Source organism: Serratia sp. HMSC15F11, assembly GCF_001808215.1.
In the GTDB taxonomy this organism is placed as follows: domain Bacteria; phylum Pseudomonadota; class Gammaproteobacteria; order Enterobacterales; family Enterobacteriaceae; genus Serratia; species Serratia nevei.
This window is the reverse complement of sequence record NZ_KV792405.1, coordinates 61,024-86,820: the sequence shown is the minus strand read 5'-3', so window position 1 is coordinate 86,820 and position 25,797 is coordinate 61,024. Positions and strand designations below refer to the sequence as shown.

Below are 25,797 nucleotides of genomic sequence, written 5' to 3'. Positions count from 1 at the left end.
GCGTTGAACGACTCCAGCTTGCCCATGCCGTTGACCTTGGACAGCAAGGTGCCGACCAGGCGGATGATCAGCGGCAGGATGCGGAAATGCTGTAAAATGCCGATCAGGGCGGAAATAAAGATGATAGGGCACAAAACGCCGAGGAAGATGAACGCCAGGCCATCCTTGCTCATGCCGCCGAACACGAACTCCGATCCTTGGGCGGCGTAGGCGAGCAGGGTGTCGAAGAAGCCGGCGACGTGTTTGATCACGCTGAGCCCGCTGGCGGAGTGCAGGAAGAAATAGGCCAGCGCGCCTTCGATCACCAGCAGCTGGATGATATAGCGCAGGCGGATTTTCTTGCGATTATTGCTGACCAGCAGCGCCAGGGCGATGATCACCACCAGAGCCATAATAAATTGCAGAATTTGTGGCATAAACGGTCCGTACGGTTCACGGGCAGAGAAAAAACACATTTAGCCACAGCATCGCCGTCCTTTCATTACCTTGCGTGATAATTAGAACAAAATACTTATGGCATGCGGGATATCTTGCCGAATGTCATCCGCACGCGCTGTCCGGCAGTTTTTCATAAGCTTCCCGGTGAGCCGGTTCCCCAGGGGCCTGCCGGCTCGCAACCTGATGCAATCACTGTCACTCGCGTGCAAACGCCTGGAATCTGGCTCGCAACTGGCGCTTTTTCATGGCGTAAAGCGTGGTTTTCGCGAGGGAGGCAAAGAAAAATGCCTGAACAAGGCGCCACGACCGGCGCATCTTCTCGGATAAGGAGGCGAACAATGAATACCGGCACGTTGCTCAGGGCGCTGGCCAACGGGGTTAATCCCGACACCGGCGAGCTGTTGAGACCGGCTTCGGCGGCCTGCGCGTCGGAGGCTATCCGCCTGCTGTTCGCGTTGGCCAGCGAGTTCGACGGTGAAGCCGAACGGCAGAAAAAAGCCCGGCTGACGTCGGAGGAGAAGTGGCAGAAGAATCTGGCCGAGGGGCGGCCGGCCAATGCCTACTTCCCTTGGCCGGAAGAGGAAAAGCTGCGGCTGCGCGAGAGCCATGCGGCCGGGGCGACGCTGGAAGCGCTGAGCGATGAGTTTGAACGTTCAACCTGGAGCATTGCGGTGCAGCTGCAGAAAATGGGGCTGATGGGCGAAGAGTAGGCGGCCGCTTATCGCTGATCTGCAGCCATAAAAAAGCCCGCTTGGCGCGGGCTTGATGGCGTGCGGGGCAGGATCACTCGATGTTCTGGATCTGCTCGCGCATTTGCTCGATCAGCACTTTCAGCTCGATGGCGGAAGCGGTGACGTCGGCATTGATCGACTTGGAGGCCAGGGTATTCGATTCGCGGTTGAACTCCTGCATCATGAAGTCGAGGCGGCGGCCGACGGCTTCTTTCTTCTTCAGGATGTTGTGCGTCTCTTTCACGTGCGCTTCCAGGCGATCCAGCTCTTCGGCGACGTCGATGCGCTGCGCCATCAGCACCAGCTCCTGCTCCAGGCGGGTGTTTTCCAGCTGTACCTGCGCCTCTTCCAGCTTGCTGACCAGGCGTTCGCGCTGCCATTGCAGGATGTTCGGCATCTGGGCGCGCACTTTGACCACTTCGGCGCTGACGCCGTCGAGGCGTTGTTCGATCAGCGTTTTCAGCGCGGCGCCTTCGCTTTCGCGTGCGACGATGAAGTCATCCAGCGCGCCGTCCAGCGCCTGCATCAGCTCGGCGCTGATGGTGTCCAGATCCTGCTCCTGCGCGGACATCACGCCCGGCCAGCGCAGCACGTCGATCGGGTTGATTTCCCCTTCGTCGCTCTGCATTTTCACCCAGTTGGCGGCTTCAACCAGCTGTTTGGCCAGTTTTTCGTTCAGGATCAGCGAGCTTTGCGCGCTTGGATCCAGTTCGAAACGCAGGTTGCATTCGACTTTGCCGCGCGTCAGGCGGCCACGGATACGTTCACGGATCACCGGCTCCAGGCTGCGGAATTGTTCCGGCAGGCGGATGTAGGTTTCTAAGTAGCGCTGGTTAACGGAACGCAGCTCCCAGGCTGCGCTGCCCCATTCACCCTTGATTTCACGCCGGGCGTAGGCGGTCATGCTGCGGATCATTGATGCGTACCCGTAATAGGAAAAGATGGGGCGATTATAGCGTCGCGGCTGCGGGCAGGATAGGCATTACGTCACGAAGCCCGTATAATGCGCAGCCAATAGTTGATTTGAAGCCGGAGAGAGCCCATGCGTCCTGCAGGCAGAGCACCACAGCAAGTTCGCCCCCTGACACTGACCCGTCACTATACCAAACACGCTGAAGGTTCAGTGCTGGTTGAGTTTGGCGATACCAAAGTCTTGTGCACCGCCACGGTAGAAGAGGGCGTTCCGCGCTTCCTGAAAGGCCAGGGGCAAGGTTGGATCACCGCCGAGTACGGCATGCTGCCGCGCTCCACCCACAGCCGCAATGCCCGTGAAGCCGCCAAAGGCAAGCAGGGTGGCCGCACGCTGGAGATCCAGCGCCTGATCGCGCGCTCGCTGCGCGCCGCAGTGGATCTGAAAAAGCTCGGTGAATTCACCATCACCCTCGACTGCGACGTACTGCAGGCCGACGGCGGTACCCGCACCGCCTCCATCTCCGGCGCCTGCGTGGCGCTGGCCGATGCGCTGAACACGCTGGTGGCCAACGGCAAGCTGAAAGCCAACCCGATGAAGGGCATGGTGGCGGCGGTTTCCGTCGGCATCGTCAATGGCGAAGCGCTGTGCGATCTGGAGTATGTGGAAGATTCCGCGGCGGAAACCGACATGAACGTAGTGATGATGGAAGATGGCCGCATGATTGAAGTGCAGGGCACCGCCGAAGGCGAGCCGTTCAGCCACGATGAGCTGTTGGCGCTATTGGCGCTGGCCCGAGGGGGCATCGAAACCATCTTCCAGGCGCAGAAAGCGGCGCTGGCGGACTGATTTTTTAAGGCGACTGAGAAGTCGCCTTTTTTATGCCCGGCGATCGGGCGGCAGTAATGACAAGACCCAAGCAGATTCAGACGAGGAGAAGCAGTAATGAAAGCCTATCAGCGCCAGTTTATCGAGTTCGCGCTTAACAAGCAGGTATTGAAATTCGGCGAGTTCACCCTGAAGTCCGGCCGCACCAGCCCGTACTTCTTCAATGCCGGCCTGTTTAATACCGGGCGTGATCTTGCGCTGTTGGGGCGCTTCTACGCCGAAGCCCTGATGGACTCCGGCATCGATTTCGACCTGCTGTTTGGCCCGGCCTATAAAGGCATTCCTATTGCCACCACTACGGCGGTGGCGTTGGCGGAACACCATGAGCGCGACGTGCCTTACTGCTTTAACCGCAAGGAAGCCAAGACCCACGGCGAAGGCGGTTCGCTGGTAGGCAGCCCGCTGCAGGGGCGCGTGATGTTGGTAGACGATGTGATCACCGCCGGCACCGCGATCCGCGAGTCGATGGAAATCATCGGCGCCAGCGGCGCTTCGCTGGCGGGCGTGCTGATCTCCCTCGACCGTCAGGAACGCGGCCGCGCGGATATCTCCGCCATTCAGGAAGTGGAACGCGACTATCACTGCAAGGTGATTTCGATCGTGACGCTGAAGGACCTGATCGCCTATCTGGAGGAGAAGCCGGAAATGGCGGACCACCTGGCGGCGGTGCGCGCTTACCGCGAGCAGTACGGGGGGTAAGTAAAAACGCCGGGCATGCCCGGCGTTATCTTTATTGCAGCTGGGCCGCCAACAGCGGCCAGCGGGCGTCGAATTCCTGCGTTGGGCGATAGCGGAATTCCGAACGCACATAGCGCGACAACATGCCTTCGCAGAAGGCCAGCAGCTGGCTCGCCAGCAGCGTTTCATCGACGATAAAGCCTTTGCCTTCGCGCAATTTACGCTCTTTCAACACCTGGCGCAGCTGCGCCTCGATGCGTTCGAACAGCTGGTTGATGCGGCCCTGCAGGCGATCCTGTTCAAACATCAGCGCGTGGCCGGTTATGATGCGCGTCAGCCCCGGGTTGCGTTCCGCAAAGCCCAGAATCAGCAGTAAAATCAGGCGCAGACGATTAAACGTCTCTTTCTCGTCCTGCAAGATCAGGTTGATGCGGGTGATCAGGCTGTCTTCGATAAACTCGATCAGGCTGTCGAACATCCGTGTCTTGCTGGGGAAATGCCGATACAGCGCAGCTTCAGAAACACCCACGTTCGCGGCGAGTTTGGCGGTGGTGATGCGTTGGCTGCCGTCGCTGGACTCCAGCATCTGGGCTAACGCCTGCAAGATTTCCTCGCGCCGATTCCTTTTCGTCTTTTCTTTTTCTGCCATGTCTGATTAGACCCTTGCTAAAACTTAACTGACGGAAACCCGCGCACCGGCCGCTGCAGAGCAGGCTCTGTGCGGCTTATGTGATAGCTTTTTTACGATGCTGGGGTCAGCGGCCTTAACGGCCTTTTTCCGCGCTGCCTGGTGTGCGCTGCAATTGTCGCGGTAAAACCTTTGCCGCAGAGACATCCTTCTCCCCGGAAAGGCAAGGTTCAGGCGACGTTTCCCTGCCGGCCATCGTGCCTTGGGGGGCGCTTAGTGGCGCCCCGAGTGGCCGAAGCCGCCTTCGCCGCGCTCGCTGCTGTCGAATTCTTCCACCAGGTTGAATTCGGCCTGCACTACCGGCACGAAGACCATCTGCGCGATACGTTCGCCCGGCTCGATGGTGAAGTGTTTCTGGCCGCGGTTCCAAACGGACACCATCAGCTGGCCCTGATAATCGGAGTCGATCAGGCCGACCAGGTTGCCCAGCACGACGCCGTGCTTGTGGCCCAGGCCGGAGCGCGGCAGGATCACCGCCGCCAGGCCGGCGTCGGCGATGTGGATCGCGAGGCCGGTAGGCAACAGCGTGGTTTCACCCGGCGCCAGCTCCACCGCGCTGTCCAGGCAGGCGCGCAGGTCGAGACCGGCGGAGCCCGGCGTGGCGTAGGTCGGTAGCGGGAAATCCTGACCGATGCGCGGGTCGAGGATCTTAACGTCGATTTTTTTCATCATAACGGCTGACTATCTCGTCTATTAAACGTTGGCCAAGGAGTGCCTTGTCGCTCAGCGCCAGGCGTTTTTCTCCATTCTGCCAAAAAAGGTGCAGGGCATTGGTGTCGCTGTTGAACCCGTGCTCTGCAAGCGATACATCGTTAGCGCAAATCAAATCCAGCTTCTTACGCGCCAGTTTTTGCCGCGCGTATTCTTCCACATTCTGGGTTTCGGCGGCAAACCCCACGACAAACGGTCGATTTTTGGTCATCGCCGCCACGCCGGCGACGATATCGGGGTTTTTTACCATCTTGAGGACGATTTCATCACCCTGTTTTTTTATTTTTTCATCGGCGATCTGCTCGGGGCGGTAATCGGCCACGGCGGCGCAGGAGATGAAAATCTGCTGCTGCGCGGCGCGCTGTTGCACCGCCTGCTCCATCTCCAGCGCACTGGTGACGTCCACTCGGGTGACCGATGGCGGCGTCGGCAGGCTGACCGGCCCGGCGATCAGCGTCACCTGCGCGCCGCGGGCGGCGGCGGCGCGGGCAATGGCGAAGCCCATTTTGCCGGAGCTGTGATTGCTGATGAAACGTACCGGATCCAGCGCCTCACGCGTCGGGCCGGCGGTGATCATAACCTGCAAATGTTGCAGATCCTGCGGGGCGGAGAAATGCGCGTTCGCCAGGTCGACAATGTCCAGCGGATCCAGCATGCGGCCCGGGCCGACGTCGCCGCAGGCCTGGCTGCCGCTGTCCGGCCCCCAGAGCAGCATGCCGCGCGCCTGCAGCGTTTGCAGGTTGGCCTGCGTGGCGGCGGCGCGATACATCTGCTGGTTCATGGCGGGGGCGGCGGCGATAGGGGCGTCGGTCGCCAGGCAGACGGTGGTCAACAGATCGTTGGCCATGCCGGCGGCGACGCGCGCCAGCAGATCGGCGGTCGCCGGCGCCAGAATCACCAGATCCGCCCACTTGCCGAGCTCGATGTGGCCCATGGCGGCTTCGGCGGCGGGATCCAACAGATCGTCGGACACCGGGTAGCCGGAAACGGCCTGCAGCGTCAGTGGCGTAATGAACGCCTTGGCGGCGTGGGTCATCACCACGCGCACTTCTGCGCCCCTGTCGCGCAGGCGGCGCACCAGCTCTGGGCATTTGTAGGCGGCGATGCCGCCGCTGATGCCAAGCACAATATGTTTGCCGGAAAGTCCCGTCATCATCATTGTCCGATTGAAAGCCGAAAGATGCGCCATTTTAGCATATCCGCCGTTCAGGTGAGCGATTCCGCAATGGCTGCAGGGCGTTACATTGTGCTTTGCGAAACACTTCGCAATGTTATCAAACACCTGTCGAACGCGCCGGGCAGCACATGGCATGCTGTAGCCCTTTCAGGGAGGAATACGATGAGCAACCCGATTGTGGCGTGCTGGCCGGGCGCGCTGGCGCCGCGTGAAAAGCTGTTGATGCAGGGGGCGGCGGCGCTGTCCGACGCAGAACTGTTGGCCATTTTCTTGCGCACCGGGTTGCCCGGCGTGCACGTGATGCAGCTGGCGGAGCAGCTGCTGCGCCGGTTCGGCTCGCTTTATCACCTGATGTCGGCCGATCATCAGGCTTTTTGCAGCCAAAAAGGCCTGGGGGACGCCAGCTATACGCAGCTGCAGGCGATTGCCGAGCTGGCGCTGCGCTTCTTTTCCAGCCATTTGTCGCAGGAAAACGCCATGCTCAATCCGAGCGTCACCCGGCATTATCTGCAAAGCCTGCTGGCGCATCGCGAGCGAGAGGTCTTTTTGGTATTGTTTTTAGACAATCAGCACCGGGTTATTCGCCATCAGGAGATGTTTGCTGGTACCATCAGCAGCGTCGTCGTCTACCCGAGAGAAATTGTGCGCGAAGCGTTGAAGGCTAATGCCGCCGCGCTGATTCTCGCGCATAATCACCCTTCGGGTAAGGCTGAACCCAGTCATGCCGACCGTTTGATAACGGAACAGGTGGTGAAAGCCTGTCAGTTATTGGAGATCCGAGTGCTTGATCATTTGGGGATCGGTCGGGGTGAATGCGTCTCTTTTGCCGAGCGCGGATGGCTTTAAGCGATTTTTTCGCGATCCTTGTGGGATCTTTAGCTGTTCGGGACTTGAGCACTTACGCTTCAGAGCGTATACTACGCCACCTTTGAGAATCTTGGGTTTGGCGCAAGAGCCTATCTCAGCAGGTTTCTGACCTGATGTGTGGTTTCTACCTGATGACGAGAGTCTCCTCAGTATGAAGTTTGCTGAGATGGGCTCTAAAAGCCTGACGAGGCGGCCATACCCTATACGAAGCTCGAGCTGATTTGATTTTTGGAGAATAGACATGTCCCGAGTCTGCCAAGTTACTGGCAAGCGCCCGGTGAGCGGTAACAACCGTTCCCACGCAATGAACGCGACCAAACGCCGTTTTCTGCCTAACCTGCACTCACACCGTTTTTGGGTTGAGGCTGAGAAGCGCTTTGTAACTCTGCGTGTATCTGCTAAAGGTATGCGTGTTATCGATAAGAAGGGTATTGAGACGGTTCTGGCCGATCTGCGTGCCCGTGGTGAGAAGTATTAAGGAACTGAATCATGGCTAAAGGTGTTCGCGAGAAGATCAAGCTGGTTTCTTCTGCTGGTACTGGTCACTTCTATACCACCACGAAGAACAAGCGTACTAAGCCGGAAAAATTGGAACTGAAGAAATTCGATCCAGTTGTCCGTCAGCACGTAGTATACAAAGAAGCTAAAATTAAATAATTTTAGTGGATTAATGAAAAACCCGGCCTTGGCCGGGTTTTTTGTTTTATAAAGGGTAGAAAACGTCGGAGGGGAAGCCAGATGCCTGAATTACCGGAAGTTGAGACGAGCAGACGCGGTATAGAGCCTTATCTTGTCGGCCACAGCATTCAGTATGCGGTGGTGCGCAACGCGCGCCTGCGCTGGCCGGTTTCCGAGCAGATCCTGACGCTGAGCGATCGGCCGGTGCTCAGCGTGCAGCGCCGGGCCAAATACCTGCTGATCGAGCTGGAGAACGGTTGGATTATCGTGCACCTGGGCATGTCGGGCAGCTTGCGCATGCTGCGCGAGGAAAACGAAGATGAAGCCGGCAAACACGACCACGTCGATCTGGTGATCAGCAACGGCATGATCCTGCGCTATACCGATCCGCGCCGTTTCGGCGCCTGGCTGTGGTGCGAAGATTTGGCGACCAGCAGCGTGTTGGCGCACCTGGGGCCGGAACCGCTGAGCGAAGCGTTCAACGGCGACTACCTGTATGAAAAATCACGCAATAAGCGCACGTTGATTAAACCGTGGCTGATGGATAACAAGCTGGTGGTCGGGGTCGGCAATATTTACGCCAGCGAATCGCTGTTCAGCGCCGGGATCTTGCCCGATCGTCCGGCGGGATCGTTGAGCAAAGCCGAAGCGGAACTGCTGGTGAAGACCATCAAGGCGGTGTTGCAGCGCTCTATCGAGCAGGGCGGCACGACATTGCGCGACTTTTTGCAGTCGGACGGCAAACCGGGGTATTTCGCGCAGGAGCTGCAGGTTTACGGGCGGGCGGGAGAACCGTGCCGCGCGTGCGGCACGCCGATCGAATCCGCCAAGCACGGGCAGCGCAGCACCTTCTTTTGCCGCCGCTGCCAGCGCTGAGCATCACTCGGCGGCGAGCTTCGCCATCAGTGCCTGGGTGACCACGTCAGGCAGGAAAGGCGCGATATCGCCGCCGTGGCGGGCGACCTCCTTCACCAGTGAGGAGGAGATGAACGACCACTCTTCGGAAGGCATCAGGAACACGCTTTCCAGCGTCGGCATCAAATGGCGGTTCATGTTCGCCAGCTGCAATTCATATTCAAAGTCAGACACCGCACGCAGGCCGCGCACCAGGATATTGGCATTTTGGTGAGCGGCAAAGTGCGCCATCAGCTCGCTGAAGCCCAGCACTTCCACATTGTCCAGATGCGAGGTGACCTGCGTCGCCAACGCCACGCGCTCATCCAGGCTGAACAGCGGCTTTTTGCTCGGGCTGGCGGCGATGGCCAGAATCACGTGATCGAACATCAGTGACGCGCGCGTCACTAAATCCAGGTGGCCGTTGGTCATGGGATCGAAGGTCCCGGGATAGATGGCTTTGCTGGTCATGATTCACTTCTCTGAGTAGTTGCGGCCCAATGCCCATAATGCGGCATATTTATTGAAGGTATATTGCGCGTTGACCACCGCTAACAGCAACCCCTGTTTGCCATCCAGGAAGCCGGCGCGCAGCAGCCAGGTTTTGACGAAGGCGCCGAGCGTATGGGTCAGGATAGACAGGTAGCCGCAACGCTTGCCGGCCCGGTGGCGCTGCGTGGCCCACTCTTCGGCGTAGCGCAGCTGTTTGCGCTGGAAGGCGAAGAAGTCGCGGCAGGTCAGGTGCAGCATATCGCCGCTGAGGGGGATCACTTTGGCACCGCCGATGTTCAGCGATTCGTGCACCAGATCGTCGTTATAACGATAGCGTTGGTTGGCGTAAAGGCGGTTGACGCGGTCAGGATACCAGCCGCTGTGGCGCATGAAGCGGCCTAGAAACAGGTTGCGCCGCGCACAGCTGTAGACGGCGCCGTCGTCCGGCGCATTCAACACCCGCTCGATGGATTGCCGCAGCTCGGGCGTGACGCGTTCGTCGGCGTCGATCATCAAAACGTAGTCATGGCTGGCATAGCTTTGCGCCAGCTGACGCTGCTTGCCGAACCCCTGCCAGTCGGTGTGCGTGAAGACTTTGGCGCCCAGACCTTCGGCAACGGCGACGCTGTCGTCCTCGCTGCCGGAGTCCAGCACGATGATTTCATCGGCCCATTCGACCGAACGCAGACAGTCCGGCAACAGCCCGGCTTCGTTTTTGGCGATCATCACCACCGACAGGCTTTTGCGGCTGCTCATTCAGTGACTCCGGGGCGGCAGGTGCGGTTCCAGCAGCTGCAGCAGGCGCTGCAACGCTCCCTGATTCTGATACAACACTTCCACCGCATGGCGGCCGTAGTAGCGCCGGTAGTCTTCGTCGGTCAGCAGGGTTTCCACTTCCTTCACCAGCGAATCCACGTCGGTCACGGTGATCAGGCCTTCAGCCTGCGAGAGCTTGGCGCAGATGTCTTTGAAGTTGAAGGTATGCGGGCCCATCAGCACCGGGATGGCGTGCGCGGCGGCTTCCAGCGGGTTGTGCCCGCCGCGTTCTACCAGACTGCCGCCGACAAAGGCCAGATCGGCGATGCCGTACAGCAGCATCAGCTCGCCCATGGTATCGCCGATCACCACCTGGGTGCTGCCGGACGGGATTTCGCCGCTGCTGCGCAGGGTGTAGCTGAAGCCGGCCTTCTGCACCAGCTCTTTGGCGGTCGGGAAGCGTTCCGGGTGACGCGGCACCAGGATCAGCAGCAGGTCGGGGTGTTTTTCCAGCAGTTTGCGATGCGCTTCCAGCAGGATGGTTTCTTCACCGTCATGGGTGCTGGTAGCGATCCACACCGGGCGGCGCGGCGCCCATTGGCGGCGCAGCGTAACGGCGCGGGCGGCCAGTTCCGGGGTGACGGAGATATCGAACTTCAGGCTGCCGGTTACGGCCAGCTGCGAGCGCTTCAGGCCCAGTTCGATAAACCGATCGCCGTCTTCTTGGTTTTGTGCGGCGATCAGCGTAATGCGGCGCAGCATATCGCGCATGAACCCGCCAATTTTCTTATAGCCGGCGGCGGAGCGGGCCGACAGGCGCGCATTGGCGATCACCAGGGGGATCTGCCGCTGATGCAGCGCGTTAATCAGGTTAGGCCACAGCTCGGTTTCCATGATGATCACCAGCTTGGGATTCACCTGGTCGAGGAAGCGGTTCATGGAGCCGGGCAGATCGTAGGGCAGATAGACGTGATGTACGTCTTTGCCGAAAGCGGACTGGACGCGTTCTGAACCTGTTGGGGTCATTGTGGTCACAGTTATCGGCAAAGCGGGGTAACGGTGGCGCAGCGCCCGTACCAACGGGATGGCCGCCAGCGTTTCGCCGACGGAGACGGAATGCAGCATGATGCCGCCTGGCACGACTTTCCCGGCGCAGAAGCCATAGCGTTCCGCCCAGCGTTTACGGTAGGCTGGAGCTTTGCGGCTGCGCAGCAGTAAGCGGAGCCAGATCAGGGGTTGGATGAGGTAGAGTAGTACCTGATATAAACGCAGCAACATTCTATCAATTTCATTTATATGGGTTATTCGGAATAGTACCATAACTGGAAGGGAAAGGCGCTAATTTGGTAACCTTGGGTGTCAGTTTCAGACAACCGGCGAGCGATTTCGCCGACAGGCTCGGAATGAAGAATATTTTAATTATTCGCCGCGACAACATCGGCGATCTTGTTTGCACCACGCCTCTGATTGAAGGGGTGAAAATTGCCTATCCAGACGCAAAAGTTTATCTGCTGATCAATAAAGTCAGCCAGGACGTTGTTAAAAACAACCCTCATCTCGAGAAAGTCTTTGTCTATAAAAAGGCCAAGCACAAGGCGAAAAATGAAACGACGTTGGGCGTTTATTTCGAACGTCTGATGATCTTCCTGAAGCTGCGCAAAATAAAGTTCGATGCGGTCATTCTGGCCAACCCGGTGCCATGTAAATACAGCCTGCGTTTAGCGAAAATGGCCGGCGCCACCCATATCATCGGCGCCGATCTGGGCACGAAAGATATTCATCGCCCGTTCCGCAAGGACGATTTCCGCGGCCTCCATCAGGTCGAACACACCTACAGCTATTTATCGGCGATAACCGACCAATCCATTCCGATCCCGCCGGTGCGGGTGTTTCTGACGCCTGAAGAGCGGCAATTGGCGGCGCAACGGCTACAGGAGCGTCTGCCGCCGGTCGAACGTGTATGCGCCGTGCACATCAGCAGCCGCAGCCCGAAAAGGCGTTGGCCGGTTGAACGCTATGCCGAAATCATCAACCGTCTGGTTGCCGATCCCCACACCGGCGTGCTGATCTTCTGGTCACCGCAGGGCACGCTGGCGCCGGACGACATCGGTGACCAGCAGCGCGCCGAACAGCTGTTGGCGCTGTGCCAAAACGAACGCGTCGCGCTTTATCCGACGGCCTCGGTGCGCGAGCTGTTGGGCGGGTTCGATTTATGCGACCGGGTGCTGTGCAGCGACGGTGGGCAGATGCATCTTGCCGCCGCGCTGAATAAGGACATGGTGGTGTTCTTTGGCGATACCGATAAAGCCTCCTGGCATCCATGGACCGGCCGTCATCATATTTTGCAGAGTGAGTCGGGGCACTGTGAAGATGTTTCTGTCGATGAGGTTTGGCAGAAAATGCAGGCGCTCAGCTAACGAAGAAAATAAGGCAGGTATCCCCTGCCTTATTTATTTCTCTATTATTTTTCTTTCAGCTCAATATATTGACGACAAATAGGCTCGAGTCCATAACTCAGCAATTGCTGTTGATTTATCTGCGGCGGATTGGCGTAAATTTCCGCCATTTTTTCTGCCAGCGACGCTTCGTTTAATTCCGCCAGCGCGTTAGCCATGCCGGCTTTTTCCAGAATTTCCGCAGGGCCGCCCGGGCAGCGAGTGCTGACCACCGGCGTGCCGCACAGCAGCGATTCCACCAGCACGTTACCAAACCCTTCGCTGTCGGAGCTGAGCACCAGCAGCGAGGCATGGCGAATAAACGGGTAGGGATTGGCCTGGAAACCGAGGAATAGCACGCGCTCTGCGATGCCTAAGTCTGTTGCCAGACGTTTGACCTCGGCGACTCTGGCGTCGTCCCCGGTGCCTATCAAGGCCAGCGGTGCCTGAATGCCCGAGTGCGCATAGGCTTTCAGCAGACGGTCATGCCGCTTGGTGGCGTGAAAGCGGCCGACGTGCACCAGATAGTCCTGGCCGGCCAGTTCGCAAGGCGCCGCCGCCTGTTGCTGGATGGCGTCGATGTCGAACGGGTTGTTGATGACCGCCAGCCGGCGTGGGCGAATCGGCAAGTTCTGCTGCAGATCGTCGCCAACCGCTCGTGAAACGGCGACGATATTTCTCCCTTGGTAAACGTTGGCGATTTTGCGCTGCTTCAGCCAGCGATCCAGGCCCTTGCGGTGGCCGAGATAGGAGGTGGAGAGAATGCCGTGAATGCAGAACCACAGGCGATCCGCGGTCAACCGCTTGCTGCGGCTGACGATGCGATCGGTTTTATGCAGATTGGAGAACACCAGATCGAACGCGCCGTGTTGGCGCTCGTGTTCGGCTATTGCCCGATCCAGCGCGGCGGCGCGGCGCGACAGCTCGGTCAGCTTGCGCCAGGGGGCACGGCTGCGATCGGCCACCACCTGATAATCAATGCCTGACGGGATAGGGTAATTGCAGACGTCGCGCAGCGAGATGAGACTGACGTCATGCCCCTGTTGCTGCATGCCCTGGCACAGGGTCAGCACCACTTTTTCCGCGCCGCCTCCCGGCAGGCCGTCGATGATCATCAGAATACGCATAGTTAATCCAGTAACCGGTTATAGAGGGAAATCAGCTGTTCGGACAGATGCGCCGGCGTAGCCGTCATAATGCGCAATCTCGCCGCTTCGCCCATGGATGATCCCAGCGCCTGGCGCGGCAGCGCCCGAATGGCCTCCGTGATGGCCGGTACGTCGAGCGCGTCGGTCACGAAGCCGTTCTGGCCGGGGGTGATAAACTCGGCACCGCCGCAGGTGGTGCTGGTGATAACCGGCAGACCGCACGACATCGCTTCCAGAATCACATTCGGGAACGGATCGTACAGCGTCGGCAGCAGCAGCGCGTCCGCGGCCTGATAGAACGGCAAGGTCTGCTTCTGCACGCCCATAAAGTGAACCCGATCGCTGCAGCCCAGCGACTGTGCCAGCGCCCGGTAGCGTTTTTCGTCCTTGTCTTTGCCGACCACCAGGAGGTGGCTGTCGGTCGCCGCCACGGCGCGGATGGCGGCGGCCAGCCCTTTGCGCTCGAAACCGGAGCCGACGAAGATCAGGCAGTGCGCCCGTTGTGGGATCTGATACTGCTCGCGCAGACGTTGGCGCTGGGCCTCGTCGGCGGGCGGGAACTTTTGATTGTCGATGGCGTTATAGATCACCGTGATTTTGTCGGCGGGCACGCCAAAGTCGGCGATGATTTCCTGCTTGATCATCTCGGCGTTGCAGATGACGGCTTTCAGCTCCGGCGCGGCGTACATGGCGCGTTCGGCGCACATCACATAGCGGTGATAGCGATTGGAGAACAGCCATTTGCGGCGCCATTCCGGCAGCAGGCGCGCGCGTTGCAGCAACCAGCGGCGGTGTACGCCGTCGCCGGCGCGGTAGATATCGCAGCCGGGAATGCGCTCGTGGCTTTGCACCAGATCGAAACGCTCTTTCTCCCACAGCGCCCTGGCTGCCACGGCGAAGCCTCGCTCGCGGCTGATGCGGCCGAGTTTTAACGGGTTGCACAGGTGGATATGCCAGTTGGGATTGGCGTCACCCTGCCATTCGCGGGTGATGACGTTCAGATCGAGATCCTGTTGCTCCAGCGCCTCCAGGGCGCGGGAAACGAAACGTTCGGCCCCGCCGTCCGGGCGGTATTTTTGGCGAACGATCGCCAAACGAAATGCTTTCATGCCAGCGTGCTCCGCGCGGCTGCAATCACCGCGTCTGTAGGAATAAAGTCGAGATACCGTTCGTCGGTGCCGGTATCAATGGCGTCCGGATCGGGCAGTTCGCCGAAGTCGCCGGCCCAGATCACTGCGCCGGTAGCCTGCCATGGCCGCCAGAAAGTCAGCTTGGAAGGGCCGAACAGCGCCACACACGGCGTTTGCAGCGCGGCGGCCATGTGCATCGGCACCGAATCCACGCCGATAAACAGCTTGGCGTGGTCGATCAGGGCGGCCAGCTGGCGCAGCGTCAGCTGGCCGGCCAACGAGATCACGCCCTGCGGCGGGCAGAGCGCCAAAATGCGTTCTACCATGGCTTGTTCTCTGGCGTCGGGGCCGGAGGTGATCACCAGCTGGTGGCCGTCGGCCTGCAAGGCGGTGAGGGTAGCGGCCATTTTCTCTTCGCTCCAGCATTTGAAGAACCAGCGCGAGGTGGGCTGCACCACAATATAACTGCCGGCGACGCCCTGTTTCTGCAACCGTTGCTCACAGGCCTGCCAATCCTGCGGATCGTAACTCATGGTCACATGATCACTGAGCGCGGGCAGGTTCAGCGGCGCCAGCAGCGAGAGGTTTTGTTCGACGGTATGCAGGTGGGCGTGATTGTCGACCGGCACCAGCTGCGTGTGGCAGTGGCGCCACAGGAAGCCGCGGCGTTTGGGGAAATCGAAGCCCAGACGGATGCGCGCGCCGGTCAGGCGCGTGATAATGGCGCTGCGCCACTGATCGGCCAGGTTGACCACCAGATCGTAGCGCTGCGCCTTCAGGCGGCGCAGCAGCGCCAGCTCGTGCCCCAGATGCGCGCGGGTGCCCTGTTTTTTCCATTGGCGGTCGATGGCGAACAGGGTCGACAGTTCCGGATTGCTGGCCAGCATCTCCTGCGTTTCCTGATACAGCAGCACATCGATCTGCGCCTGCGGGTAGTTTTGCCGCAGGCTGCTGATGACCGGCGTGACCAGCAGCATATCGCCGTGATGGCGCAGTTTTATGATCAAAATACGCTGTACGGATGGGGCGGAAGTTGGGGCTGGCGCGTCGTTCATCATGAGTCGCTTTCTGGGAAACCAATCTTTGATTCTAAATGACCCGATCGCATGTGGCTACTGTTGCAAGGTTTTCTTGCCGGGCCGAAAAAAAATCGCCGGGCTGGGGACGAATGCGCTTCAACGTTGTCCAAACCAGGCAGCAAAGTCGTTTGCCCTGGCGAAACGGCCTGCGTAACATAGTGCATTCTGTTGATATCAGGCTCGATATTCATGACTAAACCGGCGTTTCTCATCACCATTGATACCGAAGGCGATAATCTGTGGCAAAACCACGATCGCATCACGACCGAAAACACGCGTTTCTTGCCGCGCTTTCAGGCATTGTGCGAAAAATACGCCTTCAAACCGGTTTATCTCACCAACTATGAAATGGCGATGGATCCGGCTTACGTCGAGTTCGCGCGCGACGTGATCGCCCGCGGCGCGGGAGAAGTGGGCATGCACCTGCACGCCTGGAACAGCCCGCCGCTGACGCCGCTCACCGACGACGACTGGCGCCACAAGCCTTATTTGATCGAGTATCCCACCGATCAGATCCGCGCCAAGGTCGATCACATGACCAAGCTGCTGGAAGATGCCTTTCAGACCAAAATGCTCAGCCATCGCGCCGGCCGCTGGGCGTTCAACGAATATTATGCCTCGCTGCTGCTGGAATACGGCTATCAGGTGGACTGTTCGGTGACGCCGCGGGTCAACTGGCAGTTTTCGCCGGGCAATCCGCAGGGCAACGGCGGCACCGATTACACCCGGTTCCCGTCGCAGGCTTATTTCATCGATCCGCAGAACATTGCCAAACCGGGCGCTTCGCCGCTGTTGGAAGTGCCGATGAGCATTCAGTACAAGCACTCGGCGCTGATGAACGCGTTCAAGCAAGGTTATGACCGGCTGCGCGGCAGGCGGCGTTCGCCGTCCGTCAACTGGCTGCGGCCGAGTGGCGGCAACGTGGCCAAGATGATAAGCGTGGCTGAGGCGTCGCTGGCGCAGGGGCATGACTACGTCGAATTTATGCTGCACTCTTCCGAATTTATGCCGGGCGGCAGCCCGACGTTCAAAACCGAGCAGGATATCGAAGGGCTGTACCGCGATCTGGAGCAGCTGTTTGACTGGCTGCAGCAGCGTACGGTGGGCATGACGCTGGCCGAGTATTATCAACTTAAAGCGAACTAAGCACGCACATGTCGAAGAAATGGAAAATCAAGGTTGCCGACTGGTTCTTGCGGCGCTATACGGCGAAGTACGGCCGTTTTCAGGATAAGGCGACGTTCGACGGCGCCCAGCAGTTTGACAATATCGTTATCTATTCCACCACGGCATTGGGCGACTTCATGTTCAACACGCCGGCATTGAGGGCGATGAGGGAACGCTACCCCAATGCGCACATCACGCTGGTGGTGCACAAGAAAAACCGCGAGCTGGTGGAAAACGGCCGTTATTACGATCGCGTGGTGTATTGGAATAGCAAGATCAAGACGATACGCCCGTTGCTGAAATCGCTGCGCGAACATCAGCCGGATTTGGCGCTGATTCTGCACTCCCACCTGCCTTATGACATCATCAGCGCCGTACTGGCCGGGGCGAAGTACATTATCAGGGATAACTACAGCTCGGGCATTTGCGGGCTGGAGCCTTGGCTGACCAACTATATCTTCCATTATTACGGCCACTTCGTACGCCGCAAACTGGAGCTGATTTCCATTTTAGGCTGCCGCAGCGACGATCCGACGATGGAAATTCCCGTGGATTATCAGCGCGGCGTCAAAAGCAGCGAGCATCCCACCATCGGTTTTCAGCTGGGGGCGTCAACAGAGTCGCGTTGCTGGCCGGTTTCGCACTATGCGCGGCTGGCCGATGAGCTGGTGGCGAAGCATCCAAATGTGCGCATCGTGCTGATTGGCGCACCGTTCGACGACGGCAAGGCCAAACAGTTTATGAGCCTGATCGGCCCGCAAACGCAGGCCTGCGTGGATAACCAGATCGGTAAAACGGGGCTGCAAGGCTTGCTGACGTTGATCGACAGTTTCCATGTTCTGGTCACCGGCGATACCGGGCCGCTGCATCTGGCGGTGGCGTTGAAAGTGAAAACCATCAGCCTGTTCGTGACCGCCGACTCACGCTCCACCGGCCCGATTCAGGATACTGAACTGCACCGCATCATTCAGGTGTCGCGTACCGGCTATACGATGCCGCTGGAGGCAGAAAGCCCGATGGGGGTCATCCAGCCGCAGCGGATTTATGAGGAGCTGGTCGCGCACGTGCCTTTGACGCGCTGAGGGAGCGACGACGCATCGGCCGCCCGGCCGATGCGGTTAGTGCGGCTTGCGCCCGCGCAGCTTCGAAAGAAAGGTATCCACTCGCGCATAGCGCATCTGGCGGACTTTTTTGCCCGGCACGTCGCTGTTGCGGCAGATATCGGCGGCGCGGCGCAGGATGTTCAGCGTTGCCGGCGCGTAATGATAATAGCCGTATACCGCCTTCGACATGCTTTTCACCTCGGAAAAGCAGTTGGCCAGCATCAGGGCTGCCAACCGGCGCAGCGGCTCATCCCCGGGATGCTGCGCCACAAAACGCAGCATCTTCTCCATGGCGAACAGCAGATCTTCAATATCTTTGGGTTTGATATTGCGAGTGATGCCTTGGCTGTTATCCCGATAGAAATAGAGCTCGCAGTCCAGATGGGCGATGCGGCGGGTTTTGAAATACTGAAAAGGCGTGAAAATCACGTCTTCATAGCGTCTGCCGTCTTCGAACGTTTCCCCTTCCAGCAGCGTGCGTTTATACACGCGGCTCCAGAGATGCCACATCGAGCGTGCGAACAGCGGTTGCAGGCAGCCGAGCCCCAACTGTGAAAAGTTGTAGGTTACGGGCTGCGTCGCGCGGTTATCCGGCGTCGGCGGTTGTTCGGTGAACTTCTGATAATTAAAGTCGATCAGGTCATCTTCACCGGCGGTAAGCAGAGGCCGCAGGATTGCCAGATAGTCGTCGCTCAGCAGATCGTCGCCGTCGAGGAAGGTGAGATAGCGGCCGGTGGCCAGCCGTAAGCCGACATTGCGTGCGTGCGCAATGCCGCCGTTAGCCTGTGAAGTAAAGACCACGCGCGGGTGCCGCCGCTGCGCCAGATATTGGCTGACCAGCGCGCCGGAGGCGTCGGTGGAGCCATCATCGATGATCACCACCTCGATATCGTCGCTAATCTGCGCAAATAACGAATCCAGCGCAGCGATAACGAACGCTTCATTATTATAAAACGGCACGATAACGCTGAGCAGCGGCTCCTGATGATTCACGGGGTAGGCTCCTGAACAGGGGGCTGTTTCGGGACGGAAAGAACGGCGGCGATCAACGCCAGGCAGAATATGACGGTGCCTTCCGTGCTGAAGAAGATGACGTCGCTCAGGCCGTAAACGAACAGGCTGGCGCTGACGCTTAGCAGCAGCGCGTTGCGCTGCGGCCGGAAGGAAGAGAAGAACAGGCTGACATAGAGCGCCAGCAGCAGCAGTACGCCCCAGATACCCTTGAGCGAGTAGGTTTCCAGCAGCTCGTTGTGCAGGTGGACGTTGATGTAGGGCATGACGCCAGACAGGCGAGGTTGCTGTGCGACCATCGCACGGATCTCTTCGCCGCGCTGCTCGGCGGATTGGCCCCAAGGGGCTTGTGAACCGGTGTGCCATGCCAGCGTTTGCATCGACAGCCGGGAAATGATCGAGTTTTCAGTCTGTGGCTGATCCATCAGGCGCATGTCGGTCTCAAAGGCCTGAATGCGTTCTTCTATCTGCGGCTTGAACACCAGGCCGCAGGCTACGAGCAGCAGCGGTACCGAGGCTACCAACGCGAGCTTGTGTTTCCTGGAAACCAGCTGCTTGGTCGCCAGCAGCGACAGGCAGACCGCCACCGGGTAGACCAACATGGCTGCGCGCGTGCCGGTGAGCACCAGCGCAGAGAAGGAAAGCAGGAACGCAGCGATGTACAACGCCAGGCGGTAACGGGTGCGCAGCACCAGGATGGCTTGCATCATCACCAGATCGATGGCGGTCATCAGGTAGGCGGCGACCGTGGCGCGATCGAAGTTGAGCTCTACGCGCGGGATATTCAACCGCAATCCCTGATAGAGGGAATAGCCGTTGACCGCCAGGCCGGTGGCGAGAGCCACGACGATCAGCAGGCGCTGCACGCACAACCGCTCATTGAGCGCGATCAGCAAGATGAAAGCGGTCGCGAGCTGCAGTTTGCCGGTCGACATATAAGAGCGATAAATATTGATGTACTCACCCGGCTGTTTGAAGTGATGCATCCAGAGGATGGTTCCCATGCCCACGCTGAACATCAGCGCGGGCAGCAGCAGATTTCTCGCGTTGCTGAAGTAGTAGCGCGGGTACAGGCAAACGGCGATAAAGGCGATGTAGCTGGAAACGTAAAACAGATTGCGTCCGGTCGCGGAACCGAAAGGGATGGTGCAAAAAGCGATGGCGCACCCCAGATAGATAAGATAGCTGAAGGCAGGATGCGGCGTTCTGTGTTTTAACATCGGGTGTGTTTTCCGGCTCACGTTTCAATTAAGCGATAAAGGATCGCAGCGTGTCGTCGAACTCAGCTTTGAACTGAGCATAGTTGAAATGTTCCGCAGGATAGCGCTGCGCATTTCGGCTCAGAGTCTGGTAGGTTTCGCGCGCCAGCAATTTCTCAACGGCATCCGCACAGTCGAGATGCGACAGCAGCTTGGGCGCGACCAGGCTGTCGGTCAACGGATCGTAGACCTCATGCGGGAAGTCGACCTCGATATCGGTGAGCTGCCGGTGTTGTTCGACGGTGACTGACGGCGCCAGGCCAAGGCCGCAGACGCCGTCCTTGACCGCTTCCGGCTGGCCGTCAACCTGCGGGAAAATGACCGGTACGCCGAAATAGAGCGATTCCATGCAGGACAAGCCGAACGGCTCGGTGATCGGCGTGCTCATGTAGATGTGCGTGCGATTGAAGAAGCCGGCGACGTCATCCTGATAACCGCTGAAGGTGACGCGGTCGCCGAGCTGAAGCCGGGCCGCCAGCGCCTCGAACGCCGAGCGATCCGGCCCTTTGCCGGCCACTTCCAGCGTGACGTCATGCCCGCGCCGCAGCAGTTCCTGCATCATTAATAATGAAACGCTGATGCCTTTCAGGCTGACCAGGCGTGAAGCGGTGCCGATCCTGACCGGCTGCGACAGCGTTTTCGGCGCAGTGTCGATCCCCGCCGGCGTCTTGATGCGGTTGATCACCACGTGATTTGGGCAAGGCAGATTAAAACGCAGCTCCATCACCCGCTTCGACGCTTGCGAGGCGGAAATGACGCCGTCCAGCATGGCGAAGAAACTCAGCGTCTTTTTATTCTTGGGGTAACGCCAGGAGCAGCCGTGATCGTAGTAAACCAGCTTGCCGCGTTTGGGTTTGGCCGCCAGCCCCGGCACCAGATCCCAGACGATCACCACGTCGGCGTTCGCCCGCTCGATTTTCCACTTCAGCAAAAATTTGCGCAGGAACTGCGGGCAGCGCAACGGCAGCGCATTGATCAGGCGGTTGGCGAAGGTGACGGGCTGATGCGCAGGCAACTGACGGCGGATCTCTTCGCCAATGTCGCCGCTGATGCACAAGACCTGGTTGCTGCCGTCGGTGGTATCGTTGATGTACTGCAGGAACAGGCGCTCGACGCCGCCCATTTTACCCAGGTTGATAATATGCAGTTTTTTCATGCTATAACCTTTTGCAACGCCTGCCATGCCGTATCGGCGTCGATTGTCGCCATGCTTTTTTCCGGCGAAATCAGCGCATGCTGATTTTGCCCGTAGCCGCCGATCAGGCCAGGATCGGTTGGCCCGAACAACGTGATATTGGGTTTGTCGAGTGCGGCGGCCAAATGGCTGAGCCCGGTATCGACCGAGACTACGCCTTTGGCGCCGGCCAGTACTTCAGCCACCTGCTGCAGGCTAAGTTTAGGTAACACCTCGACATGCGGAAAACCTTCCGCCAAGCGCAGCGCGCGCTGATGCTCATGCTCCGCGCCCCACGGCAGTTTGATCTTCAGCCCGCTGTCGGCCGTCAACGCGATCAGCTCGCGCCAGTTCTGCTCCGGCCAGTGCTTGTCGTCACGGGTGGTAGCGTGCAAAAACACCAGATATTGGCCGGCATCGGCCGGCGGGTGGCTGAGAAAGCGCGCGGCGATGGCGTAATCGCCGTAGCTGCTCGGTTTATCGTAACCGAGGCTTTTGGCGAACAGTTCACGTGTGCGTTCCACCGCGTGCTGCTGTTTGTCTATCTCATGGCGTACATTGTAGAACCAGCTGGCGAACGGCTCGCGCGCGCTCTTGCAGTCCGGCCCATGTTTGTTGCCTTTGGCGATGCGCGTGATCAGCGCGGCGCTTTTGATCAGGCCCTGCGCGTCGATCACCACGTCGTAACGGCGTTCTTGCAGCGTGCGCTTGAAGTCGCAGCGCTGTTGCCGGGTGTCGTTACCGAACCAGTTTTTGCGCCAGCGGCGAATGGCCACCGGGATCACGCGATCCACCGCCGGGTGCCAGGTGGGGATGTGGCTGAAGCCTTCTTCCACCACCCAGTCGAAGCGAATATCGGGAATGGCCTGCAGCGCGTCGGTCAGGGCGGGCAGCGTATGCAGCACGTCCCCCATCGAGGAGGTTTTTACGATTAACACCTGCATGACTATTCCTCGCTGGCGACAAGTAACGGCGTCAGCGCGTCCAACACTTGCTGCGGCTGAATATCGATCAAACTTTGGTGATACCCCTGCTCGGCATCGCCCTTACGCACCTTGTGGTAGCCGCTGATCAAGCGAATCACCCGCGCCTTGTCGGAGAGCGGCGGCGTGAAGTCGGGGCTGCTTGGGCCGTACAAGGCTATCAGCGGTTTGTTCAACGCTGCGGCAACGTGCATTAAACCGGAGTCGTTGCTGACCACTGCCCGGCAGGCCGCGATCAGGATCACCGCCTGCTCCAGCTGGGTTTTTCCGGCCAGGTTAAGGCAGAAATCGCGCGCGTCTTCCTGCAGCGCGGCGCGGATCTGTTCGCCGGCCTCGTGGTCTTTCGCCGAACCAAACAGTGCTATTTGATAGCCGCTCTCGATGAGCTTCTGAGCCAGCGTCGCGTAGTGATAGTGCGGCCAGCGTTTGGCGGGGCCAAACTCCGCGCCCGGGCAGAAGCCGACGATCGGTCGGCTGTCGGTCAGGTTGAACGCTGCGGCGGTTTCGGCGATCTCTGCGTCGTTTACCTGCAGCTGCGGCCACAGCAGCGGCTGCGGTAGATCGTCGGCGCGCTGAATGCGGCCTTTATCATAGGCCAGCGCCACATAGCGCTGCACCATCAGCGGGAAGGCCGCCTTGTCGAGCACGCGGACGTCGTTCAGCAGGCCGTAACGCATTTCGCCCCGCCAGCCGGTGCGCTGCGGGATATCGGCAAAGAAAGGCACCAGCGCGGATTTGAACGAGTTGGGGAGAACGTAAGCGCGATCGTAACGGTTGGCGCGCAGGGCGCGCCCCAGGCGGCGGCGCTCGCCGAGCCCCAGCGCGCCGTGGCCCAGCGGCATCGCCAGCGCCTGATTGACTTCCGGCATGCGCGCCAGCAGCGGGCGGCACCAGGCCGGCGCCATCACATCGATCTCCGCCGACGGGTATTCGGCCTTCAGGGTGCGATAGAGACTTTGCGACATCATCATGTCGCCAACCCAAGAAGGGCCGATAACCAGTATTTTCATACCCAGCGTTAATTCCTTCAGCTTATGCGGTGCGGTTCAACCAGGCCATGTACTCTTTCACGCCTTCGGCGACCGTTTTGAACGGTGCGTCGTAGCCGGCGGCGCGCAGCTTGGTCAGATCGGCCTGGGTGTATGCCTGATAGCGGCCCTTCAGCTTCTCGGGGAATTCGATGTATTCCACCGCGCCCTTCTGGTGGAAGTCCACCACCGCGTCGGCCACCGCCTGGAAGGTTTCCGCCCGGCCGGTGCCGCAGTTAAAGATGCCGGATTTGCCGGTTTCCCAGAACCACAGGTTAACCGCAGCTACATCGCCGACGTAGATGAAGTCACGCTTGAAATTTTCGCTGCCGGCGAACAATTTCGGGTTTTCGCCGCGGTTGATCTGGGTATTCAGGTGGAAGGCGACGCTGGCCATGCTGCCTTTGTGGCCTTCGCGCGGGCCGTATACGTTGAAGTAGCGGAAGCCGCAGATCTGCGAGTCCGCTTCCGGCAGGATCTCGCGCACGTACTGGTCGAACAGGAATTTGGAGTAGCCGTACACGTTGAGCGGCGCTTCATACTCCCGCTCTTCGATGAACTCTTCGCGGCCGCCGTAAGTGGCGGCGGAGGAGGCGTAGAGGAACGGGATTTCGCGATCCAGACAGTAGTGCAGCACGTCTTTGGAGTACTGATAGTTATTGTCCATCATGTACTTGCCGTCCCACTCGGTGGTCGCGGAGCAGGCGCCTTCGTGGAAGACCGCTTCGATATCGCCCAGATCGTCGCCGGCCACGATGCTGGCGATAAAGTCTTCTTTATCGATATAGTCGGCGATGTCCAGATCGACCAGGTTGACGAACTTGGTGCCGTCTTTCAGGTTATCAACCACCAGGATATCGCGATATCCCTTGTCGTTCAGTGCCTTAATGATGTTGCTGCCGATCATGCCGGCGCCGCCAGTGACGATAATCATTGGGTTACCCCTGCTAAGCTGCTGGCGGGGCACAATGCCCCACGCTCAATGGCGGTTATCATAGCATTTCATGCCGCGGCAAACAGCGGAAGGGCTCTGAATATCCCGCATTGCCATTGAAGCCCGCCTTTTGCCGTGATATCTGCTGCAATTTTAATATTCTCTCCCGCGCATTCTCGTCAGTTTGGTTACAAATCAGTAAAATATGCCGCAAATAGCCCAATCCTGGAGATAACCGAATGTCAGCGTCTTTTTATCAGCAGTTGGAACAACAGCTTGCCGCCACTCGCAGTGAAGGGCTGTTCAAGGAAGAACGCATCATCACCTCCGCGCAACAGGCGGATATCGCCGTCGCCGACGGCAGCCATGTGATCAACTTCTGTGCCAATAACTACCTGGGTCTGGCCAACCATCCGGCGCTGATCGCCGCCGCCAAGTCGGGAATGGACAGCCACGGTTTCGGCATGGCGTCGGTGCGCTTCATCTGCGGCACCCAGGACAGCCACAAGCAGCTGGAACAGAAACTGGCGGCCTTTTTGGGCATGGAAGACGCGATCCTGTACTCCTCCTGCTTCGACGCCAACGGCGGGTTGTTCGAAACCCTGCTGGGCCCGGAAGACGCCATTATCTCCGATGCGCTGAACCACGCGTCGATCATCGACGGCGTTCGCCTGTGCAAGGCCAAGCGCTATCGCTACGCCAATAACGACATGACCGAGCTGGCCGCACAGCTGAAACAGGCCAAAGCCGACGGCGCGCGCCACATCCTGATCGCCACCGACGGCGTATTCTCGATGGACGGCGTGATTGCCAACCTGAAAGGGGTTTGCGATCTGGCGGACGAGTATCAGGCGCTGGTGATGGTGGATGACTCCCACGCGGTGGGCTTTGTCGGCGCCAACGGGCGCGGCACTCATGAATACTGCGAAGTGATGGGCCGCGTCGATATCATTACCGGTACGTTAGGCAAAGCGCTGGGCGGCGCGTCCGGCGGCTACACCGCCGCCAAGAAAGAAGTGGTGGAGTGGCTGCGCCAGCGTTCGCGTCCGTACCTGTTCTCCAACTCGCTGGCACCGGCGATCGTCGCCGCGTCGATCAAAGTGCTGGAACTGCTGGAAGAGGGCGACGCCCTGCGCGATCGCCTGTGGGCCAACGCGCGTCTGTTCCGCGAAAAAATGACCGCCGCCGGCTTCACATTGGCCGGCGCCGATCACGCCATCATCCCGGTCATGCTGGGTGAGGCGAAGCTGGCGCAGGAATTCGCCAATGCGTTGCTCAAGGAAGGCATCTATGTGACCGGTTTCTTCTATCCGGTGGTGCCGAAAGGCCAGGCGCGCATCCGCACCCAGATGTCCGCCGACCACACCCCGGAGCAAATCGAACGCGCAGTGGCGGCGTTTACACGTATCGGTAAGGATCTTGGCGTTATTGCATAAGG

General features: G+C 59.3%; 28 protein-coding genes. 11 read left to right on the top strand and 17 right to left on the bottom strand.

The features are described 5' to 3' along the window. Positions 1 to 416 (bottom strand): Na+ dependent nucleoside transporter N-terminal domain-containing protein (locus HMPREF3138_RS26980; protein ID WP_038882169.1); only part of this gene is annotated, 416 nt, incomplete at its 3' end. Positions 417 to 776: 360 nt separating this feature from the next. Here HMPREF3138_RS26980 and HMPREF3138_RS06505 point away from each other — a divergent pair. After that, entirely contained in the window at positions 777 to 1,148 is a 372-nt protein-coding gene (locus HMPREF3138_RS06505; RefSeq protein ID WP_038872567.1) for a hypothetical protein, read from the top strand. 73 nt (positions 1,149 to 1,221) lie between these two features. On the opposite strand, the gene HMPREF3138_RS06500 is transcribed toward HMPREF3138_RS06505, so the two are convergent. Then, positions 1,222 to 2,085: a YicC/YloC family endoribonuclease gene (locus HMPREF3138_RS06500; protein ID WP_038872569.1), complete on the bottom strand. Its 864-nt coding sequence runs from the start codon at positions 2,083 to 2,085 to the stop codon at positions 1,222 to 1,224. Between the two features lie 126 nt (positions 2,086 to 2,211). Here HMPREF3138_RS06500 and rph point away from each other — a divergent pair, with 126 nt between their 5' ends. Next, complete coding sequence (gene rph / locus HMPREF3138_RS06495; RefSeq protein ID WP_025160305.1) at positions 2,212 to 2,928, top strand: ribonuclease PH; 717 nt, start codon at positions 2,212 to 2,214, stop codon at positions 2,926 to 2,928. A gap of 96 nt (positions 2,929 to 3,024) precedes the next feature. Next, positions 3,025 to 3,666, top strand: coding sequence for an orotate phosphoribosyltransferase (gene pyrE, locus HMPREF3138_RS06490; protein WP_070558839.1), 642 nt, complete (start codon positions 3,025 to 3,027; stop codon positions 3,664 to 3,666). Between the two features lie 31 nt (positions 3,667 to 3,697). On the opposite strand, the gene slmA is transcribed toward pyrE, so the two are convergent. From slmA to coaBC, 3 genes are all read right to left on the bottom strand, one after another. After that, on the bottom strand, positions 3,698 to 4,294 hold the full coding sequence (gene slmA / locus HMPREF3138_RS06485; protein ID WP_038872573.1) for a nucleoid occlusion factor SlmA: 597 nt from the start codon (positions 4,292 to 4,294) through the stop codon (positions 3,698 to 3,700). Between the two features lie 252 nt (positions 4,295 to 4,546). Continuing rightward, positions 4,547 to 5,005 carry a dUTP diphosphatase gene (dut, locus tag HMPREF3138_RS06480; protein WP_016929680.1) on the bottom strand — a complete coding sequence of 153 codons (459 nt, stop codon included), beginning with the start codon at positions 5,003 to 5,005 and terminating at the stop codon, positions 4,547 to 4,549. Further along, the gene (gene coaBC, locus HMPREF3138_RS06475) at positions 4,983 to 6,200 is read right to left on the bottom strand and encodes a bifunctional phosphopantothenoylcysteine decarboxylase/phosphopantothenate--cysteine ligase CoaBC (RefSeq protein ID WP_038872718.1); all 1,218 of its coding nucleotides are present in this window, start codon (positions 6,198 to 6,200) and stop codon (positions 4,983 to 4,985) included. Before coaBC ends, dut begins: the two co-directional genes overlap by 23 nt. Before the next feature lie 183 nt (positions 6,201 to 6,383). On the opposite strand from coaBC, the gene radC reads away from it, so the two are divergent. The 4 genes from radC to mutM all read left to right on the top strand — a co-directional run bounded on the left by radC (position 6,384) and on the right by mutM (position 8,642). Further along, entirely contained in the window at positions 6,384 to 7,067 is a 684-nt protein-coding gene (gene radC, locus HMPREF3138_RS06470; protein ID WP_070558837.1) for a RadC family protein, read from the top strand. Between the two features lie 262 nt (positions 7,068 to 7,329). Beyond that, positions 7,330 to 7,566 carry a 50S ribosomal protein L28 gene (gene rpmB, locus HMPREF3138_RS25185; RefSeq protein WP_004931195.1) on the top strand — a complete coding sequence of 79 codons (237 nt, stop codon included), beginning with the start codon at positions 7,330 to 7,332 and terminating at the stop codon, positions 7,564 to 7,566. 11 nt (positions 7,567 to 7,577) lie between these two features. Continuing rightward, positions 7,578 to 7,745, top strand: a complete 168-nt coding sequence (gene rpmG, locus HMPREF3138_RS06465) for a 50S ribosomal protein L33 (RefSeq protein WP_002442576.1) — start codon at positions 7,578 to 7,580, stop codon at positions 7,743 to 7,745. Positions 7,746 to 7,826: 81 nt separating this feature from the next. Then, positions 7,827 to 8,642, top strand: coding sequence for a bifunctional DNA-formamidopyrimidine glycosylase/DNA-(apurinic or apyrimidinic site) lyase (mutM, locus tag HMPREF3138_RS06460; RefSeq protein WP_004931185.1), 816 nt, complete (start codon positions 7,827 to 7,829; stop codon positions 8,640 to 8,642). A 3-nt stretch (positions 8,643 to 8,645) separates the two neighbouring features. On the opposite strand, the gene coaD is transcribed toward mutM, so the two are convergent. Genes coaD through waaA form a run of 3 tightly spaced genes read right to left on the bottom strand, consistent with a single transcriptional unit; the run spans position 8,646 to position 11,186 of the window. Continuing rightward, on the bottom strand, positions 8,646 to 9,131 hold the full coding sequence (gene coaD, locus HMPREF3138_RS06455; protein ID WP_004931181.1) for a pantetheine-phosphate adenylyltransferase: 486 nt from the start codon (positions 9,129 to 9,131) through the stop codon (positions 8,646 to 8,648). 3 nt (positions 9,132 to 9,134) lie between these two features. After that, a complete protein-coding gene (locus tag HMPREF3138_RS06450) occupies positions 9,135 to 9,908 on the bottom strand; it encodes a glycosyltransferase family 2 protein (RefSeq protein WP_038872579.1) in 774 nt (257 codons plus the stop codon). Next, positions 9,909 to 11,186, bottom strand: coding sequence for a lipid IV(A) 3-deoxy-D-manno-octulosonic acid transferase (gene waaA, locus HMPREF3138_RS06445; protein ID WP_025304695.1), 1,278 nt, complete (start codon positions 11,184 to 11,186; stop codon positions 9,909 to 9,911). It abuts the gene before it with no gap. Positions 11,187 to 11,311: 125 nt separating this feature from the next. On the opposite strand from waaA, the gene HMPREF3138_RS06440 reads away from it, so the two are divergent. Then, positions 11,312 to 12,325, top strand: a complete 1,014-nt coding sequence (locus HMPREF3138_RS06440; RefSeq protein ID WP_038872581.1) for a glycosyltransferase family 9 protein — start codon at positions 11,312 to 11,314, stop codon at positions 12,323 to 12,325. 44 nt (positions 12,326 to 12,369) lie between these two features. On the opposite strand, the gene HMPREF3138_RS06435 is transcribed toward HMPREF3138_RS06440, so the two are convergent. From HMPREF3138_RS06435 to rfaQ, 3 genes are read right to left on the bottom strand one after another with little or no spacing between them, the layout of a single operon-like run. Further along, positions 12,370 to 13,470, bottom strand: a complete 1,101-nt coding sequence (locus HMPREF3138_RS06435; RefSeq protein ID WP_038872584.1) for a glycosyltransferase — start codon at positions 13,468 to 13,470, stop codon at positions 12,370 to 12,372. A gap of 2 nt (positions 13,471 to 13,472) precedes the next feature. Continuing rightward, on the bottom strand, positions 13,473 to 14,600 hold the full coding sequence (locus HMPREF3138_RS06430) for a glycosyltransferase family 4 protein (RefSeq protein WP_038872587.1): 1,128 nt from the start codon (positions 14,598 to 14,600) through the stop codon (positions 13,473 to 13,475). Further along, positions 14,597 to 15,679 (bottom strand): putative lipopolysaccharide heptosyltransferase III, encoded by a 1,083-nt coding sequence (gene rfaQ, locus HMPREF3138_RS06425; protein WP_038872589.1) that lies wholly within the window; start codon positions 15,677 to 15,679, stop codon positions 14,597 to 14,599. Before rfaQ ends, HMPREF3138_RS06430 begins: the two co-directional genes overlap by 4 nt. Positions 15,680 to 15,889: 210 nt before the next feature. On the opposite strand from rfaQ, the gene HMPREF3138_RS06420 reads away from it, so the two are divergent. Together HMPREF3138_RS06420 and HMPREF3138_RS06415 are read left to right on the top strand one after the other, a co-directional pair. Then, positions 15,890 to 16,846 carry a polysaccharide deacetylase family protein gene (locus HMPREF3138_RS06420; RefSeq protein ID WP_070558835.1) on the top strand — a complete coding sequence of 319 codons (957 nt, stop codon included), beginning with the start codon at positions 15,890 to 15,892 and terminating at the stop codon, positions 16,844 to 16,846. 8 nt (positions 16,847 to 16,854) lie between these two features. Further along, positions 16,855 to 17,949 carry a glycosyltransferase family 9 protein gene (locus HMPREF3138_RS06415; protein ID WP_038872593.1) on the top strand — a complete coding sequence of 365 codons (1,095 nt, stop codon included), beginning with the start codon at positions 16,855 to 16,857 and terminating at the stop codon, positions 17,947 to 17,949. A gap of 36 nt (positions 17,950 to 17,985) precedes the next feature. Here HMPREF3138_RS06415 and HMPREF3138_RS06410 read toward each other — a convergent pair whose 3' ends face one another. The 6 genes from HMPREF3138_RS06410 to rfaD are packed head-to-tail and all read right to left on the bottom strand — an operon-like array spanning position 17,986 to position 24,359. After that, a complete protein-coding gene (locus HMPREF3138_RS06410) occupies positions 17,986 to 18,963 on the bottom strand; it encodes a glycosyltransferase (protein WP_038872595.1) in 978 nt (325 codons plus the stop codon). Next, positions 18,960 to 20,201: an O-antigen ligase family protein gene (locus HMPREF3138_RS06405; protein WP_038872598.1), complete on the bottom strand. Its 1,242-nt coding sequence runs from the start codon at positions 20,199 to 20,201 to the stop codon at positions 18,960 to 18,962. The genes HMPREF3138_RS06410 and HMPREF3138_RS06405 overlap by 4 nt, the downstream gene beginning before the upstream one ends. Before the next feature lie 28 nt (positions 20,202 to 20,229). Continuing rightward, positions 20,230 to 21,396 carry a glycosyltransferase family 4 protein gene (locus HMPREF3138_RS06400; RefSeq protein ID WP_038872602.1) on the bottom strand — a complete coding sequence of 389 codons (1,167 nt, stop codon included), beginning with the start codon at positions 21,394 to 21,396 and terminating at the stop codon, positions 20,230 to 20,232. Further along, positions 21,393 to 22,358: a lipopolysaccharide heptosyltransferase RfaC gene (rfaC, locus tag HMPREF3138_RS06395; RefSeq protein WP_070558833.1), complete on the bottom strand. Its 966-nt coding sequence runs from the start codon at positions 22,356 to 22,358 to the stop codon at positions 21,393 to 21,395. Before rfaC ends, HMPREF3138_RS06400 begins: the two co-directional genes overlap by 4 nt. Positions 22,359 to 22,360: 2 nt before the next feature. Next, positions 22,361 to 23,407, bottom strand: a complete 1,047-nt coding sequence (gene rfaF, locus HMPREF3138_RS06390; RefSeq protein ID WP_038872607.1) for an ADP-heptose--LPS heptosyltransferase RfaF — start codon at positions 23,405 to 23,407, stop codon at positions 22,361 to 22,363. A gap of 22 nt (positions 23,408 to 23,429) precedes the next feature. Then, positions 23,430 to 24,359, bottom strand: coding sequence for an ADP-glyceromanno-heptose 6-epimerase (gene rfaD / locus HMPREF3138_RS06385; protein ID WP_038872610.1), 930 nt, complete (start codon positions 24,357 to 24,359; stop codon positions 23,430 to 23,432). A 239-nt stretch (positions 24,360 to 24,598) separates the two neighbouring features. On the opposite strand from rfaD, the gene kbl reads away from it, so the two are divergent. Next, positions 24,599 to 25,795 (top strand): glycine C-acetyltransferase, encoded by a 1,197-nt coding sequence (gene kbl / locus HMPREF3138_RS06380; RefSeq protein ID WP_004931154.1) that lies wholly within the window; start codon positions 24,599 to 24,601, stop codon positions 25,793 to 25,795. The last annotated feature ends 2 nt before the right edge of the window (positions 25,796 to 25,797 follow it).

Excerpts from the sequence above, each read along its gene's own strand:
- HMPREF3138_RS06505 (WP_038872567.1), top strand. The coding sequence starts at position 777 with ATGAATACCGGCACGTTGCTCAGGGCGCTGGCCAACGGGGTTAATCCC.
- rph (WP_025160305.1), top strand. The coding sequence starts at position 2,212 with ATGCGTCCTGCAGGCAGAGCACCACAGCAAGTTCGCCCCCTGACACTG.
- HMPREF3138_RS06415 (WP_038872593.1), top strand. The coding sequence starts at position 16,855 with ATGTCGAAGAAATGGAAAATCAAGGTTGCCGACTGGTTCTTGCGGCGC.
- pyrE (WP_070558839.1), top strand. The coding sequence starts at position 3,025 with ATGAAAGCCTATCAGCGCCAGTTTATCGAGTTCGCGCTTAACAAGCAG.
- dut (WP_016929680.1), bottom strand. The coding sequence starts at position 5,005 with ATGATGAAAAAAATCGACGTTAAGATCCTCGACCCGCGCATCGGTCAG.
- rfaQ (WP_038872589.1), bottom strand. The coding sequence starts at position 15,679 with ATGATGAACGACGCGCCAGCCCCAACTTCCGCCCCATCCGTACAGCGT.
- rfaC (WP_070558833.1), bottom strand. The coding sequence starts at position 22,358 with ATGCAGGTGTTAATCGTAAAAACCTCCTCGATGGGGGACGTGCTGCAT.
- radC (WP_070558837.1), top strand. The coding sequence starts at position 6,384 with ATGAGCAACCCGATTGTGGCGTGCTGGCCGGGCGCGCTGGCGCCGCGT.
- HMPREF3138_RS06450 (WP_038872579.1), bottom strand. The coding sequence starts at position 9,908 with ATGAGCAGCCGCAAAAGCCTGTCGGTGGTGATGATCGCCAAAAACGAA.
- coaD (WP_004931181.1), bottom strand. The coding sequence starts at position 9,131 with ATGACCAGCAAAGCCATCTATCCCGGGACCTTCGATCCCATGACCAAC.
- rfaD (WP_038872610.1), bottom strand. The coding sequence starts at position 24,359 with ATGATTATCGTCACTGGCGGCGCCGGCATGATCGGCAGCAACATCATT.
- HMPREF3138_RS06435 (WP_038872584.1), bottom strand. The coding sequence starts at position 13,470 with ATGCGTATTCTGATGATCATCGACGGCCTGCCGGGAGGCGGCGCGGAA.
- HMPREF3138_RS06430 (WP_038872587.1), bottom strand. The coding sequence starts at position 14,600 with ATGAAAGCATTTCGTTTGGCGATCGTTCGCCAAAAATACCGCCCGGAC.
- HMPREF3138_RS06500 (WP_038872569.1), bottom strand. The coding sequence starts at position 2,085 with ATGATCCGCAGCATGACCGCCTACGCCCGGCGTGAAATCAAGGGTGAA.
- rfaF (WP_038872607.1), bottom strand. The coding sequence starts at position 23,407 with ATGAAAATACTGGTTATCGGCCCTTCTTGGGTTGGCGACATGATGATG.
- rpmG (WP_002442576.1), top strand. The coding sequence starts at position 7,578 with ATGGCTAAAGGTGTTCGCGAGAAGATCAAGCTGGTTTCTTCTGCTGGT.
- coaBC (WP_038872718.1), bottom strand. The coding sequence starts at position 6,200 with ATGATGACGGGACTTTCCGGCAAACATATTGTGCTTGGCATCAGCGGC.
- mutM (WP_004931185.1), top strand. The coding sequence starts at position 7,827 with ATGCCTGAATTACCGGAAGTTGAGACGAGCAGACGCGGTATAGAGCCT.
- HMPREF3138_RS06420 (WP_070558835.1), top strand. The coding sequence starts at position 15,890 with ATGACTAAACCGGCGTTTCTCATCACCATTGATACCGAAGGCGATAAT.
- HMPREF3138_RS06400 (WP_038872602.1), bottom strand. The coding sequence starts at position 21,396 with ATGAAAAAACTGCATATTATCAACCTGGGTAAAATGGGCGGCGTCGAG.
- waaA (WP_025304695.1), bottom strand. The coding sequence starts at position 11,186 with ATGTTGCTGCGTTTATATCAGGTACTACTCTACCTCATCCAACCCCTG.
- slmA (WP_038872573.1), bottom strand. The coding sequence starts at position 4,294 with ATGGCAGAAAAAGAAAAGACGAAAAGGAATCGGCGCGAGGAAATCTTG.
- rpmB (WP_004931195.1), top strand. The coding sequence starts at position 7,330 with ATGTCCCGAGTCTGCCAAGTTACTGGCAAGCGCCCGGTGAGCGGTAAC.
- kbl (WP_004931154.1), top strand. The coding sequence starts at position 24,599 with ATGTCAGCGTCTTTTTATCAGCAGTTGGAACAACAGCTTGCCGCCACT.
- HMPREF3138_RS06440 (WP_038872581.1), top strand. The coding sequence starts at position 11,312 with ATGAAGAATATTTTAATTATTCGCCGCGACAACATCGGCGATCTTGTT.
- HMPREF3138_RS06405 (WP_038872598.1), bottom strand. The coding sequence starts at position 20,201 with ATGTTAAAACACAGAACGCCGCATCCTGCCTTCAGCTATCTTATCTAT.